General features: G+C 37.4%; 14 protein-coding genes. All 14 read left to right on the forward strand.

Going from position 1 to position 14,705, the window contains the following annotated elements:
- The first annotated feature begins 8 nt into the window (after nt 1-8).
- The 14 genes from rfbB to GVT53_RS17490 all read left to right on the forward strand — a co-directional run bounded on the left by rfbB (nt 9) and on the right by GVT53_RS17490 (nt 14,700).
- Complete coding sequence (rfbB, locus tag GVT53_RS17425; RefSeq protein WP_166249762.1) at nt 9-1,070, forward strand: dTDP-glucose 4,6-dehydratase; 1,062 nt, start codon at nt 9-11, stop codon at nt 1,068-1,070.
- A complete protein-coding gene (gene rfbA / locus GVT53_RS17430) occupies nt 1,067-1,936 on the forward strand; it encodes a glucose-1-phosphate thymidylyltransferase RfbA (RefSeq protein WP_166249763.1) in 870 nt (289 codons plus the stop codon). Before rfbB ends, rfbA begins: the two co-directional genes overlap by 4 nt.
- Nucleotides 1,936-2,478 (forward strand): dTDP-4-dehydrorhamnose 3,5-epimerase, encoded by a 543-nt coding sequence (rfbC, locus tag GVT53_RS17435; RefSeq protein WP_166250525.1) that lies wholly within the window; start codon nt 1,936-1,938, stop codon nt 2,476-2,478. The genes rfbA and rfbC overlap by 1 nt, the downstream gene beginning before the upstream one ends.
- A 48-nt stretch (nt 2,479-2,526) precedes the next feature.
- Nucleotides 2,527-3,717 carry a UDP-N-acetylglucosamine 4,6-dehydratase gene (locus tag GVT53_RS17440; protein ID WP_166249764.1) on the forward strand — a complete coding sequence of 397 codons (1,191 nt, stop codon included), beginning with the start codon at nt 2,527-2,529 and terminating at the stop codon, nt 3,715-3,717.
- A gap of 7 nt (nt 3,718-3,724) precedes the next feature.
- Nucleotides 3,725-4,867: a LegC family aminotransferase gene (locus tag GVT53_RS17445; RefSeq protein ID WP_166249765.1), complete on the forward strand. Its 1,143-nt coding sequence runs from the start codon at nt 3,725-3,727 to the stop codon at nt 4,865-4,867.
- The gene (locus GVT53_RS17450) at nt 4,864-5,502 is read left to right on the forward strand and encodes a NeuD/PglB/VioB family sugar acetyltransferase (RefSeq protein ID WP_166249766.1); all 639 of its coding nucleotides are present in this window, start codon (nt 4,864-4,866) and stop codon (nt 5,500-5,502) included. The genes GVT53_RS17445 and GVT53_RS17450 overlap by 4 nt, the downstream gene beginning before the upstream one ends.
- Complete coding sequence (neuB, locus tag GVT53_RS17455) at nt 5,499-6,500, forward strand: N-acetylneuraminate synthase (protein WP_166249767.1); 1,002 nt, start codon at nt 5,499-5,501, stop codon at nt 6,498-6,500. Before GVT53_RS17450 ends, neuB begins: the two co-directional genes overlap by 4 nt.
- Complete coding sequence (gene neuC / locus GVT53_RS17460) at nt 6,497-7,669, forward strand: UDP-N-acetylglucosamine 2-epimerase (RefSeq protein WP_166249768.1); 1,173 nt, start codon at nt 6,497-6,499, stop codon at nt 7,667-7,669. Before neuB ends, neuC begins: the two co-directional genes overlap by 4 nt.
- The gene (locus tag GVT53_RS17465) at nt 7,666-8,712 is read left to right on the forward strand and encodes a nucleotidyltransferase family protein (protein ID WP_166249769.1); all 1,047 of its coding nucleotides are present in this window, start codon (nt 7,666-7,668) and stop codon (nt 8,710-8,712) included. Before neuC ends, GVT53_RS17465 begins: the two co-directional genes overlap by 4 nt.
- Before the next feature lies 1 nt (nt 8,713).
- A complete protein-coding gene (locus GVT53_RS17470; protein ID WP_166249770.1) occupies nt 8,714-9,397 on the forward strand; it encodes an acylneuraminate cytidylyltransferase family protein in 684 nt (227 codons plus the stop codon).
- A gap of 62 nt (nt 9,398-9,459) precedes the next feature.
- Nucleotides 9,460-10,740: a hypothetical protein gene (locus tag GVT53_RS17475; protein WP_166249771.1), complete on the forward strand. Its 1,281-nt coding sequence runs from the start codon at nt 9,460-9,462 to the stop codon at nt 10,738-10,740.
- Between the two features lie 110 nt (nt 10,741-10,850).
- Nucleotides 10,851-12,440: an acyltransferase family protein gene (locus tag GVT53_RS17480; protein ID WP_166249772.1), complete on the forward strand. Its 1,590-nt coding sequence runs from the start codon at nt 10,851-10,853 to the stop codon at nt 12,438-12,440.
- An 80-nt stretch (nt 12,441-12,520) separates the two neighbouring features.
- Nucleotides 12,521-13,762 carry an MATE family efflux transporter gene (locus GVT53_RS17485; protein ID WP_166249773.1) on the forward strand — a complete coding sequence of 414 codons (1,242 nt, stop codon included), beginning with the start codon at nt 12,521-12,523 and terminating at the stop codon, nt 13,760-13,762.
- 5 nt (nt 13,763-13,767) lie between these two features.
- Nucleotides 13,768-14,700 (forward strand): polysialyltransferase family glycosyltransferase, encoded by a 933-nt coding sequence (locus GVT53_RS17490; protein WP_166249774.1) that lies wholly within the window; start codon nt 13,768-13,770, stop codon nt 14,698-14,700.
- Nucleotides 14,701-14,705: the final 5 nt, after the last annotated feature.

Consider the following 14,705-nt stretch of genomic DNA (forward strand, 5'->3'; position numbering starts at 1 on the left):
GGGCATACATGGAGAAGAAAAATATTTTGATTACCGGAGGAGCTGGTTTTATCGGCTCTCATGTGGTTCGGCGGTTTGTTGAACTATATGGGGAGTATCAAATTTTTAATCTAGATGCCTTGACTTATGCTGGAAATCTGGAAAACCTGAAAGATATAGAGCAAGCCCCAAACTATTCATTTGTTAAAGGAGATATTACTGATGCGGGTTTTGTAAACGATCTTTTCTCCCAAATCAATTTTGATGGGATAATTCATTTGGCCGCGGAATCCCATGTGGACCGGTCTATATCTGACCCCTTATCTTTTGTGCGAACGAATGTTTTGGGCACCGTCAATTTGTTGAACGCCTCATTACAATCGTCAAAAGCGAACCCCGCCTTTTTGTTTTATCATATCAGTACCGATGAGGTTTTCGGAAGCTTGGGGCAGGAAGGGCTTTTCAATGAAAGTACGGCGTACGACCCAAACTCGCCTTACTCGGCATCCAAGGCAAGCTCTGACCATTTTGTAAGGGCCTATGGTGAAACGTATGATTTGCGGTATGTTATTTCTAACTGCTCCAACAATTACGGCCCCAATCAATTCCCCGAAAAATTAATACCGTTGTTCATCAATAATATCATAAAAAACAAGCCATTGCCCGTTTATGGTGATGGCAACTATACCCGCGATTGGTTGTATGTAAAAGATCATGCAGAGGCCATCGATTTGGTATTTCATAAAGGAAGAAAAGGAGAAACCTACAACATAGGCGGTTTCAATGAATGGAAGAATATAGAATTGACCCGCTTGCTATGCCAACTAATGGACAAAAAACTTGGAAGAAAGGAGGGAACATCAGAAAAACTCATAACCTTTGTAAAAGACCGCCCAGGACATGATCTAAGATATGCCATAGACGCATCCAAAATAAATAAAGAATTAGGCTGGAAGCCTTCGGTCACCTTTGAGGAAGGGCTCGAAAAGACCATAGATTGGTATTTTGAAAACCAAAAATGGTTGGACCAGGTCACGTCGGGTAATTATCGTGAATATTACCAAAAACAATATCAAGAATACAACTCATGAAAGGAATCATACTGGCAGGAGGAACCGGTAGCAGGCTGCACCCACTTACCCTTTCGGTGAGCAAGCAGCTGATGCCCATTTACGACAAGCCAATGATTTATTATCCTTTGTCCACCTTAATGTATGCCGGAATCAGGGAAATTCTTATTATTTCAACCCCAAAAGACCTTCCACTTTTTCGGGAACTGTTGGGTGACGGACAAAAATATGGTTGTTCTTTTACCTTTGCGGCGCAAGAATCCCCGAATGGTCTTGCGGAGGCATTCATCATTGGAGAAGACTTTATTGGCAGGGATAAGGTTGCCCTTATTTTGGGGGACAATATTTTTTATGGAGCCGGTTTGTCCAAACTATTGCAGGAAAATAGCGACCCAGAAGGGGGGGTCATTTATGCTTACAGGGTAAACGACCCACAGCGATATGGGGTGGTAGAATTTGACGAGGAAGGGAAAGCCATCAGTATAGAAGAGAAGCCCAAAAAACCCAAATCCAATTATGTAGTGCCGGGAATCTACTTTTACGATAATGATGTTGTCTCTATTGCCAAAAACATACAGCCCAGCAGTAGAGGAGAATTGGAGATTACGGATGTCAACAAAGCGTATTTAAAAAAGGGTAAGCTCAGCGTTAGTATATTGGACAGGGGAACTGCGTGGCTGGACACCGGGACATTTCAGGCTTTGATGCAAGCGTCACAATTTGTGGAGGTGATTGAAGAGCGCCAAGGGTTGATAACAGGATCAATTGAAGTAGCCGCCTATGAAATGGGTTATATCAATGAAAATCAGTTGAAAGAATTGGCCGAACCATTAATGAAGAGTGGTTACGGTAAAAGATTGTTGGGAATTTTGAATAAAGAAGAATGATAAAAGCGACAGAGACGAAACTAAAAGGATGCTTTATCATAGAACCGGAAATTTTTGAAGATGAACGGGGGTATTTCTTTGAGAGCTTTAATCACAGAGCGTTTTGTGAAGCTATTGGCCGAGAGGTAAATTTTGTACAGGATAACCAATCCTTCTCAAAAAAAGGAGTGTTGCGTGGATTGCATTTTCAAAAAGGAGAGCATGCCCAGGCCAAGTTGGTTTCGGTGTTACAAGGAAGAATTCAGGATGTAGTGGTTGATTTGCGTAAAGATTCTCCTACCTTTGCGCAGCATTTATCCATAGAGTTAAGTTGTGATAACAAGAAGCAGTTATTTGTTCCACGAGGATTTGCCCATGGGTTTTTAACATTGAGCGAATCAGCAGAGGTATTTTACAAGTGCGATAATTATTATAATAAAGAGGCTGAGGGGGGGATTAAGTATGATAATTCGGATTTAGGTATCAAGTGGAGATTGAAAAATAGCGACATTGTACTGTCTAATAAAGATAAAGTTTTATCGAATTTAATGGATAAATTTTAGTGATTAAGACAAGCCGAAAAGGATACAAAACAATTACAAATTAAAACAATGGACAATATATTATCCTTGATTGGAAGAAAAAATGAGCTCTTCGGGGAGGATATTAAGGCTCATGAAGAGATACTATTACAAAAAATCATAAACTCATCTTTTTTGGTTTTAGGAGGAGCTGGTTCAATAGGACAAGCCGTTACCAAAGAAATCTTTAAAAGAAACCCCAAAAAACTTCATGTTGTTGACATAAGTGAAAATAATTTGGTTGAACTGGTAAGGGATATTCGAAGTTCATTGGGATACATAGATGGAGATTTTTCAACCTATGCCTTAGATATTGGTTCGGATGAATATGATGCATTTATAGCATCAGACGGGAAATATGACTATGTTTTGAATTTATCTGCTCTAAAACATGTCCGAAGTGAGAAAGACCCCTTTACCCTGATGCGAATGATTAACGTAAATATTTTTAACACTGACAAAACAATAAGACAGGCTATAGAAGGGGGAGCTAAAAAATACTTTTGTGTTTCAACGGATAAAGCAGCAAACCCGGTAAACATGATGGGTGCCTCCAAGCGCATTATGGAGCTGTTTTTGATGTACAGAAGTGAGAACATATCTATTTCTACAGCCAGGTTCGCCAACGTTGCTTTTTCTGACGGGTCTCTTTTACATGGCTTTGAAAAGCGAATTTCAAAAAAACAGCCGTTAGTAGCCCCAACTGACATAAAGCGGTATTTTGTGACCCCAAAAGAGTCGGGAGAACTATGTTTAATGTCATGTATTTTTGGGGAAAACAGGGATATATTCTTTCCCAAATTGAGCGAGGAACTGCATTTAATCACCTTTTCCGAGATTGCTGAAAAATACCTAATAAGTAGGGGGCTATCACCTATTTTATGTGAATCGGAAGAGGAAGCCCGTAATTTGGCCAAAAGCCTACCAAATAATAATCAATGGCCATGTCTGTTTGTAAGCAGTGATACCACGGGAGAAAAGGATTTCGAGGAGTTTTTCACGAAAAATGAAACTCTGGACATGAATAGATTTATCAACTTGGGAGTAATAAAGAACAAGGCAGGACATGATGTAGAAAAAATTAGATTATTTGAGAAATCCATAGCTGAGATGAAATCTAAGGGCGGCTGGTCGAAGGAGCAAATAGTTTCCTTGTTCCATCAAATGATACCAGGTTTTGGCCATTTGGAAAAAGGAAAATATTTAGATAGTAAAATGTAATTTGAAAATGTGCCAAGCAACCATTGACTTTATTCGCGAATTGTATGGGCGGAAGGATTTTATCCCATTGCATGAACCTATATTTAATGGCAACGAAAAAAAGTATTTGAACAATTGTATAGATTCTACATTTGTTTCAAGCGTTGGAAAATATGTTGATTATTTTGAGGAAATGGTTGTGGATTTTACTGGAGCCAAATTTGCCGTTGCCACTGTAAATGGGACCGCAGCCCTACATATAGGCCTTTTATTGTCGGATGTAAAGAGGGATGATGAGGTAATAACACAACCTTTAACATTTGTCGCCACTTGCAATGCAATAAGTTATATTGGGGCCCATCCTCTTTTTATTGATGTGGATAAAAATACGTTGAGTTTGTCTCCTGAAAAACTATTAACTTTTTTGCAAACCAATACCGAACAAGTGGATGGGCGTTGTAAAAACAAACTTACAGGCAGGCTTATTAAAGCCATGGTTCCCATGCATACTTTTGGGCACCCGGGAAGAATAAAGGAAATCGCCAAGATTGCAAATGACTTCAACATTGAATTGGTTGAAGACGCAGCAGAATCGTTAGGCAGCTATTATGATGGGATACACACTGGCTTATTCGGAAAGATGGGAACACTCAGCTTTAATGGCAACAAGACTATAACTACCGGTGGTGGTGGTATGTTAGTCACAAACGACGAAGGTTTAGCTAAGAGAGCCAAACATCTCACTACAACTGCAAAGATTCCACATAAATGGGAGTTTGATCACGATACAATCGGCTTTAACTATCGTCTACCAAATATTAATGCTGCCTTGGGCTGCGCTCAAATGGAAAGATTAACTTCTATTATTGAAAATAAAAGAGAGACAGCCAAAAAGTACCAAACCTTTTTTAGCGCCATGGAGGAAGTTAGCTTTGTTGTAGAGCCTAAAAATGCACGGAGTAACTATTGGTTAAATGCAATCATTTTAAAGGACCGTAAGGAGAGAGATTCTTTCTTGGAACAAACCAACAGAAACGGTGTAATGACTAGACCTGTTTGGAAATTAATGAATCATTTGGATATGTTTAAAAACACTTTGCCAACGGATTTAGAAAACGCACAATGGTTGGAAGATAGGATTGTTAATATACCTAGCAGTGCAGTAATATGATAGAATTAATACTACTAGGAGGTGGAGGCCATTGCGAGTCAGTAATCGAGGTTATTTTAGGTCTACGAGAATATACCATTCGCGGGATTCTTGACCCAAGTTACAATTCATCAAAACCACAGGAAGTTATGGGTTTTCCAATATTAGGAGATGATACGGATATAGTGAAACATGTAAACAAGCAGCGTCAATTTGTTATTACTGTGGGACAGATAAAAAGTAGTCAAGTTAGAAGGAATCTTTTTGACTTGGTTACCGATAACGGAGGCAAGCTACCCGTGATTATAGCAAAATCAGCCTATGTATCGTCATCTGCCAAACTTTCAGAAGGAACTGTCGTACTTCATAATGCATTCGTAAACGCAAATACCCAGATAGGCAACTGCTGCATCCTAAATACGGGCGCTATTGTAGAACACGGTTGTACAATAGGAAGTTTCACGCATGTTTCAACAGGGTCAATACTTAATGGTGAAGTGGTTTGTGGAGAAAATGTTTTTATTGGTAGTGGGACAGTCTTGAATCAAGGTGTTTCGCTTGCTGACAATGTTATAATAGCATCGGGCAGTCTTGTGAGAAAGAGTATTGATTTCCCAAGCATATATGGAGGCAATCCGTTAAAAAGAATAATGTGAAAAGAGTACAAATTATTGCAGAAGCCGGAGTTAATCATAATGGAGACCTTGAGTTGGCCAAGCAACTGATTGATGTTGCCGCATCCGCTGGTGTAGATTACGTCAAATTCCAGACATTCAATGCCAAAAGTTTGGTAAGCAAATCGGCCAAAAAGGCAGATTATCAAATAGAAAACACGAAATCAAAGGATGGTGGACAGCTCTCAATGCTATCGAAATTGGAGCTCTCAAAGGAAAACCATTATGTTTTAAAAGAATATTGTGACTATAAAGGAGTAAAGTTTCTTTCAACAGGTTTTGACCTAGACAGCCTTCAGTTTTTGTACGATTTTGGACTGCAGCTCTTCAAAATCCCCTCGGGCGAAATTACCAACCTACCTTATCTTAGAAAAATAGGCGAGTTTAACAAGAAAACCATACTTTCAACAGGTATGGCAGATATTAAGGAAATATCGGATGCTTTGAACATCCTAATAGAAGCCGGAACGAATAAATCTAACATAACTGTTTTGCATTGTAATACCGAGTACCCCACACCAATGGAGGACGTTAATTTGAACGCTATGAAGACCATACGAGATTTATTAGAAGTTCAAGTCGGGTATTCTGACCACACGCTCGGAATCGAGGTTCCAACAGCCGCGGTTGCCTTAGGTGCTAAGGTGATAGAAAAACACTTCACTCTGGACCGAAACATGGAGGGTCCAGACCACAAAGCTTCCTTGGAACCAGAGGAGCTTAAGGATATGGTAACTGCTATTCGTAATATCGAATTAGCTTTAGGGACAGGAAAAAAGGCTCCTAGTCAAAGTGAAATGAAAAACAAAACTATTGCAAGGAAGAGCATAGTAGCACAAACGAGAATAAAAAAAGGTGAAATATTTACAGAGAAAAATTTGACCGTGAAAAGGCCGGGCAATGGTATTTCACCGATGAAATGGGACCAGCTTCTTGGGACAAAAGCTACCAAGGACTATGAAGAAGATGATTTGATATGAAGAGGGTGGCAGTGGTGACAGGCACAAGAGCTGAGTATGGATTGTTGAGACCTCTGATTTCGGCGATCAGGGAAGACAAGTCACTTGACCTTAAACTACTAGTGACCGGAATGCACCTTATACCCGAATTTGGCAATACATATAGGGAAATAGAGTCTGATGGCTTTACCATTGATGCAAAAATTGAAGATGGTTGGGATGGAGATTCGGCAAAATCAATAACGAAATCGGTGGGTCGCGCCTTAAAGGGTTTTGCCGAAGTGTTTGATCAGCTAAAACCAGATTTGCTAGTGCTTTTGGGAGATAGAACTGAAATATTGGCGGCAGCCACAGCAGCTACAATCGCGAACATTCCAATTGCTCATCTACATGGAGGAGAAACCACAGAAGGAGCATATGATGAGTTTATACGGCATGCAATTACTAAAATGAGTCACTTTCATTTTGCTTCGACCCAACTTTACAAGGACAGAATTATTCAAATGGGAGAACATCCTCAAAGAGTATTCAATGTTGGTGCTATTGGGGTGGACAGCATAAAACGGTTAAAATTGATGTCTAAGAATCAATTGGAGGAGTCGCTGGGGACAAAGCTCAAAGATAAATCAGCCTTAATTACCTTTCATCCCGTGACTACCGAAAACCTAACGGCAGAAAGGCAATTCAACCAACTTTTGATGGCTTTGGACGACCTGAAGGGCTACACTTTGATTTTTACGAAAGCAAACTCTGATAAGGGGGGCGCTATAATCAATAAAATGATAGAAGATTATGTAGACTCTAATAGAAGCAAGGCCTTGGGTTTTGCATCATTGGGTCAACTCCGATACCTATCATCACTGCAATACGTGGATTTTGTTATAGGGAATTCTTCAAGTGGAATTTTGGAGGTGCCTTATTTTGAAAAACCAACCATAAATATTGGCGATAGACAAAAAGGAAGGATAATGTCGGATAGCATAATCAATTGTATTCCAGTATATTCCGATATTAAGATTGCCATAAAAAAAGCACAGTCAAAAGAGTTTTTAAGCAGCATCCCACATCAGGATAAGATATATGGAAACGGAGATACTACATCCAAGATTATAAATATATTACGAAACCTAGACCTTTCCAAAATTCAGAAACCCTTTTATGACCTTAACCATAAACACGAAGTCAATTGAGAAGCTACAGAAATCACCTCATTTTATCAGGAAGTAGAATTAGGCAAGCCTTAATAAAATTGGATGAGCTTGCGAGTGATGCCATATTGTTTGTTATTGACGAAAATAATAAGCTAAAAGGATCATTGACCGATGGGGATATTAGAAGAGGATTGATTAAAGGCATATCCATAGAAGATGAAGTAGATTCTGTTATTCAGCCTAACCCTAGATATGTCGTAAAAGGAGAGCAGAACATAAAGGAAATAATAGAATATCGTGAAAAGAACTTTAGAATAATTCCGGTGCTTAATGGGGAAGGAACAATTGTAAATATTATCAACTTCCGGAATATTCGCTCGTATTTGCCTGTTGATGCCGTTATAATGGCAGGGGGAAGAGGTAGTCGCCTAAGGCCTTTGACAGATACTGTACCCAAACCATTGTTAAAGGTCGGAGATAAACCTATTGTGGAACATAACCTGGATAGACTTGCCTTATATGGAATTGATGATTTTTGGATTTCTGTAAAATATCTGGGTGAACAGATCAAGGATTACTTTGGCGATGGACATAAAAGAAATGTTAAAGTAAAGTATGTTTGGGAGGACAGACCAATGGGAACCATTGGCGCTGTTTCAAAGATCACTGATTTTGAACATGAATATGTATTGCTGACAAATTCTGATATTTTGACGAATCTGGATTATGAGGATTTTTTCCTAGATTTTTTGAATAAGGATGCCGATCTTTCGGTGGTTACAATTCCCTATATGGTTGATATACCTTATGGCGTATTGGAAACCAGTAACGGACATGTCATCAATCTTCGAGAAAAGCCAACTTACACTTACTATTCCAATGGTGGGATTTATTTGATAAAAAAATCAGTATTGTCTTATTTGCCAAAAAATGAATTTTTCAATGCAACAGATTTAATGGAAACCCTCTTAAAGGAAAAAAGAAGAGTTATTTCATATCCATTGTCAGGATATTGGTTGGATATAGGAAAACACGAGGATTTTAAAAAGGCTCAACAAGACATAAAACAGATAAAGTTCTAAAATGAATTCAATTGTCGTCATTCCCGCAAGGGGCGGATCTAAAGGCCTTCCCGGTAAGAACATCAAAAAACTTGGAGGCAAGCCTCTGATTGAATATACCATATGTGCAGCTAGGGAAGTCTTTAATGATGAGGAAATTGTGGTTTCAACAGATGATTTGGAAATCAAAAAGATAGTCGAAAAAACAGGACTAAAAGTTCCTTTTTTGAGACCTAAAAATCTTGCTACGGATGTTGCTAGTACCCAAGATGTACTTCTCCATATCATTGACTTTTATGAGAATCAAGGATATAGTTTTGATGTTATGGTCTTACTTCAGCCAACTTCACCTTTCAGAACAAGTCGGCATATCCAAGAAGCCATAGATTTATTTTATAAAAACCAAGGCCTGGATATGGTTGTTTCGACAAAGGAGGCCAAATCGAACCCTTACTTTTCTCTTTTTGAGGAGGACGCAAATGGTTTTTTAAAGAAGTCCAAAGAAGGAAGTTTTACCAGAAGGCAAGATTGCCCCAAGGTCTGGGAATTTAATGGGGCCATCTATGTTATAAATGTGACTGCCCTAAAAAGGAATAAAATTTCTGAGTTCAAGAACATAAAAAAGTATCCTATGGACAAAAAAAGTTCTTTGGATATTGATGACGAATTTGATTGGTTAATGGCGGAGAAACTTGTAAACGAGTAATTGACAGATGTTCTAATCAACAGTCGGTTAGATGAACTCAAACAAATCGCTATTTAGTAGGTATGAGAAAAATTAAATATAGTTTGCAAATTATTTTATTCTTACTGATTGTTTGTTGCGAACATAATGAAGCCCATAACATCTGTGCTGCCAATGTACAAATTGGTCTGGTATCCATTACAGAGAACAGTGCTGTATTAAAATGGGTGGAAACACAAGGATATTCTTCCATTGTAGAATACGGACCCGAGGGATTTCGATTGGGTGATGGCACTCAAATAGAAACACAAGAAGAGATGATTTTACTTGAAGGTCTAATTCCCTCAACTCAATATGACTTTTATTTGAAATCCATATGTCCGGATGAAGTAGAAGGGGAGTTCATTACAAATCCATACAATTTCAGTACAAATGATTGTAACGGTTTTGACGAACAAGACGTCGTCCTGCTTGGTTGGAAATTTGAAGGCTTTGAAATTGCTGTATATCCAGAAGAGAGAACTTCAAATGAGTGGGAGTATGCAATTATACCAATGGGCACTGAATTGAAGCCAACGGACATCAATCAAGTTAAAGGGAAGTATCAATTTAATGTGGAATCAAATGAGTTGGAACAGGACGGTACTTATGACTTTTATGCACGTAGAATCTGTGAAAACGCAGAAACTAACTGGGTAATAAAATCGTTTTCAACCGATGCATTTAATTGTGACATCGCTTATAATGTAACAAATAATGATGGATATAACTTTAGTGTTGATTTTATTGATTTACCTGTTGATGTTGAAATTGTAAAGCAAGGTAATGGGGTTGGTTCAGGCATGTTGGTTGCAAAATCAGTTGGAAATTTCTCATTTAACAAAACCAATTTACATAATGAATATCCAGAGTATTTTGAGCCAGACACTTTATACGACGTTTTGGTGAGGAGCCAATGTGGTTCCAGCTACTCAGAGCCATTAGTGATATATGAACACAAAACCCCCAAGGCAAATACTGCATATTTAGTTGATGTGTCTGTAACGGAGGATTCGATTATGTTAAGATGGCCGATTGATTTTGGATTTAATCAACTGTATTGCAACCCGTATGATGTTGTAGTTTACCAAATCGAGTACGGACCTGTTGGCTTTGAAAACAATATTGGAGTGCTTTTGGAAACAGAGGGAGTTCCTGACGAATATCCTTACTATAAACACATTTTGGACAAAAGCAATTTCGATCAAGGGGAGACCTATGAGTTTTCAATCCGTTCAGTGGTCAATAATGGCTACCCTGGAGAATGGAATGCTTCGGCCTGTCATATACAAGATGGTTCTAGACTTCAGGTCGTGGTAGAATAATTTTGTAGGACAATTTTTGCTGATGTTTTTAATTTAATCAATAGTCAGTCACAATCTAATTTTCAATAGAACAATTGATAATAGCCTGTTTAAAATAAAGAAAGGCCCTGATGAGAATCTTTACGTTAGACTATTTACGAGGCATAGCGGCCATTGGCATAATGCTTTATCATTACTCCGTTTGGAACTATGGTCTTTTAGGAGGTGAAACCTTTTTAGGTAAAATAGGTATATATGGTGTTTCGATTTTTTATGTTTTAAGTGGGTTAACCCTATTCTTGGTTTATCACGACCAAAATAGTCTTTCAAGGCTTAAATCTTTTTTCATAAAAAGGGCAGCCAGAATATTTCCATTGCTTTGGGTAAGCATTTTCTTGACCATCATCTTGCTGGGCAAAAACTATGAAATCCAAAAAATATTATTAAACATTACTGGTTTTTTTGGTTTTGTCGCACACGACCAATATATACCAACAGGAGCTTGGTCCATTGGGAATGAATTGGTTTTTTATTCTATTTTTCCAATTGCTTTGTTTTTAACGAACAAAAGTCGATATGGACTGGAGGCTTTATTCGGGTTGACTGTATTAATTACGGTCTACTTTTCGTTTTATAGGCTACCAGATTTTGAGGTTCTTGCATCCGCTTGGAAAACTTATATTAATCCTTTTAATCAAGTATATCTTTTTGTTGGAGGCATGTTGCTTGCCAAATACTTTAAGGGCAAAAAACTCCCTTATGTAGCAATCTCATGCCTGATCCTAGGCTTATTGATTTTTGTTCCGGTATTTAAAAGGGGTGATTTGTTGGGGATAATATCTGGAGCACCAAGACTAATTTACTCTTTAGGATGTTTTCTTGTTTGTGGCGGAGCATTATTGTTGGGCACCGTGAGAGCAGGTATGTTGCATAGACCTCTAAAGGTGATGGGAGATGCTTCATACTCCATTTACTTACTTCACCCAATCGTTTATTGGAGCTTATTAAAATGGTTTCCATCCATTGAAAAAGGCCTACTTTTGTTTGTAATATGTGTTTTAGTAAGTCTAATATTCAGTTTTTTAACCTATTATGCTGTCGAAAGAAAGTTTATAGACCTAGGTAGAAAGTGGTCTGGTTCACAGATACCATTGAAGAAAATCTTTAAGTATTCTGCCTTTATCTTTGGTTTTGGACTGATTGTGTTGCAAAGCAATAAGTTAAACCAACAATTGGATTCCAAACGAGCTTTTGAGCGGCTTTTGAAGAATAACCCAAACCCGTACATAAAATTATTAAGACATAGGAGTATTTATGCAGATTCGATATACAATGTTTACATTGCAAACATAAAGGATGAAACACAGTTAATATTTTTGGCACAAGACTCTTTAGCAGAAGTACAAAGGGACAGTAAATTTTTTGTTCATGTTTACCCTATTGATTCTACTTTACTTAAAGAACGCATAGATCATTTGGCATATGACTTTAAGAATAATGTAAAGGAATTTGAAATTTCTGGTAAAAAGTATTTTGTCTCAAGCCAAGCTTTGCCCAACATTAAAATTAAAAAACTTAATCTAGGTCAGTATGGGTATTCTAAAGACAATAGTATTACGTGGAGAGTCGATCACTTGCTATTAGGGACAGAAATAGCAAGAACACTTAGGGAGAACAATGAAGATATCGGGATATTTGAGTATGTGCCAGAGACATTCTAACCAAAGAGGGAATATCATATAATATTAATGGTCTAGGAAAACTAACAATTGATAAGGAAGAATAGTTAAAAAACAGAATCTTGAAAAATAGTTTAGAGAGTCTATTCACAAGGGGTATTTCCATTGGTTCTAAGTTTCTTTTGGTCGGGTACTTGGCCAAAGAACTAAGCTTAAATGACTACGGAAGCTACCAATTGATAGGATATTTTGTCCTGATTTCAACAACAGTTTTCGGATTAGAGTTTTATAATCTCACGAATAGGTCTGTTGTGAAAACCGTAGACAAGAAAAGAGTCTATAAGGGGCACCTTTCATTCTTTGCTAGCATATCCCCAGTGCTTATTGTTTTTCAAATTGTCCTTTTTTTACTGATTTTTCCTGGCAAACTTATTTCCGCTACAAATATCATCTTAGTATTGATTATTGGGTTGTGCGATTATTTCTCTCAAGAAGCGTACAGATACTTAATGATAAACGGATTTTTTAGAAAAGGGAATATTCAACTGATACTTAAAAGTGCTCTCTTTATACTATTGCTTTTAATATATGCTCAAATATTCAAGAAACTTACATTTTCCATTGTTCTATGGATTATGTTAATATCATACCTACTATTATTTTTATCGGCATACAATACGTTTTCAAAAACTTTACATGCTTTTAAAAGGGATGACTTCAAAAGATTGAAGAAAAAGACGCTTATAATAAACCTTAAAGCTGTACTGCCCTTTGTCATCCTTGTTTTTTTTTTGAAGGGGATAGAATTTTCTGATAAATTCATAATAGGCAAGCAGCTTGGTCTTGAAGAAACTGGAGTTTATTCTTTTGTGTTTCAAGTAGCTTCTTCGATACACATATTTATCATTAGTGGTTTTTATATCATATATCTTCCGCAAATGATCCATTATCATTTAACTGACTTCAAGAAGTTCAGAAAAGAAATAAAGAATTTTGGTATTATAACGATAATTTCAAGCATTTTGCTAACTGCTGTTATCTCTGTGGCGAGTCCATATATTTTCTCTTTGATTGGAAAAACTGAATTCATTGACCATATGGACTTGCTTTATTTACTGCTCATTGGCTTTGTCTTAAATAATATTTCACTAATACCTCATTTATACCTGTACATTATTGAGGAGGAGAAGATTATTATGAAGATAATGGGTGTGTCCTTTTTATTAAATCTTGGGCTAAATTTTTTTGTAATTCCACGATTTGGTATTATTGGCGCAGGTTACGCCTTTATTCTTACGTATTCTTTAGTACTTTTGCTTAAAAGTATTATTGCCCGCAACAAATGGACGAAAGCCAAGTATTAGTAATCATGGAAAGCTCAATGGCAAAAAGATTTGAGGCCATTGCAAAAATCCATGAGATATCTGTTTTTCATACTGAATTGGATAATTTTTTAAGTCAAAACAAAATAGTAAACCTAATTCGAAGACTTAAGTCCAAGCAAAGATTACTTGAAGCAGTTAAGGAGCTTGAGGCATTTGTCAGTAACAAAAAAGTGGAACAAGTTTTTTTTTCTACCGCCGAAGGGTATGCCAGTCACAATGTTATCAAACATATGCAAAGTCGGCGACCCGACATTGAATATATTGCACTACAGCATGGATTGTTTCCGCTCAATTATTCTCAGACTAGAGAGGCTTTCCGAAGCTCGTTGAACGGATTGTGTAAGAAGATTTTTGGGGTTTTTCCCTTTGGCGCAGGATTTGGTGGCTTGGTCCTCGACAAGTATTATGTTTACACTGAAAGGGAAAAAAAATATTTGATAGGCACAAGAGGTTGGAAGAGTAGTCAAGTATATGTTAAGCTTAATTTTATAAAGGCAGACATTTTTTTGGAGTATAAAAAGAGAGACTTAAAACAGGATAAAGCAAATGCAATTTTTTTGCTTCAGTGTTTGAGTAGGTCAGGACTTTGCAGCCCTTTGCAAGAAGCTTTTTATAACAAGAAAATTATTGAAACACTTTCCAAAAAGTATAATAAGCTTTTTGTAAAGGAACATCCAGGCTGCCCAAATCTACTATCTCAGCTGCAACTGCCAGCCAATGTCATTGTACTCGACAATATTTTTGATGGCTTTGCCCGCTGCAAAACGGCTTACAGTTTTTTCTCAACAGCACTTTTGGACGCTAAGATTTTCAATTTGAGAACCGTTGGCGTTAAAATAGATAAACTTAAAATTGACTCACAGATTTATACAACATTTGACTCCACTTTAAAGTTTGAAGACAATTTCACTGCCTAAGATCA

Origin of the sequence: Flagellimonas oceani (assembly GCF_011068285.1) — a bacterium.
In the GTDB taxonomy this organism is placed as follows: Bacteria; Bacteroidota; Bacteroidia; order Flavobacteriales; family Flavobacteriaceae; genus Flagellimonas; species Flagellimonas oceani.

Bases quoted from the DNA above. Each gene is read 5' to 3' on its own strand.
- rfbB (WP_166249762.1), top strand. From the start codon at position 9: ATGGAGAAGAAAAATATTTTGATTACCGGAGGAGCTGGTTTTATCGGC.
- rfbA (WP_166249763.1), top strand. From the start codon at position 1,067: ATGAAAGGAATCATACTGGCAGGAGGAACCGGTAGCAGGCTGCACCCA.
- GVT53_RS17440 (WP_166249764.1), top strand. From the start codon at position 2,527: ATGGACAATATATTATCCTTGATTGGAAGAAAAAATGAGCTCTTCGGG.
- GVT53_RS17445 (WP_166249765.1), top strand. From the start codon at position 3,725: ATGTGCCAAGCAACCATTGACTTTATTCGCGAATTGTATGGGCGGAAG.
- GVT53_RS17450 (WP_166249766.1), top strand. From the start codon at position 4,864: ATGATAGAATTAATACTACTAGGAGGTGGAGGCCATTGCGAGTCAGTA.
- neuC (WP_166249768.1), top strand. From the start codon at position 6,497: ATGAAGAGGGTGGCAGTGGTGACAGGCACAAGAGCTGAGTATGGATTG.
- GVT53_RS17470 (WP_166249770.1), top strand. From the start codon at position 8,714: ATGAATTCAATTGTCGTCATTCCCGCAAGGGGCGGATCTAAAGGCCTT.
- GVT53_RS17475 (WP_166249771.1), top strand. From the start codon at position 9,460: ATGAGAAAAATTAAATATAGTTTGCAAATTATTTTATTCTTACTGATT.
- GVT53_RS17480 (WP_166249772.1), top strand. From the start codon at position 10,851: ATGAGAATCTTTACGTTAGACTATTTACGAGGCATAGCGGCCATTGGC.
- GVT53_RS17490 (WP_166249774.1), top strand. From the start codon at position 13,768: ATGGAAAGCTCAATGGCAAAAAGATTTGAGGCCATTGCAAAAATCCAT.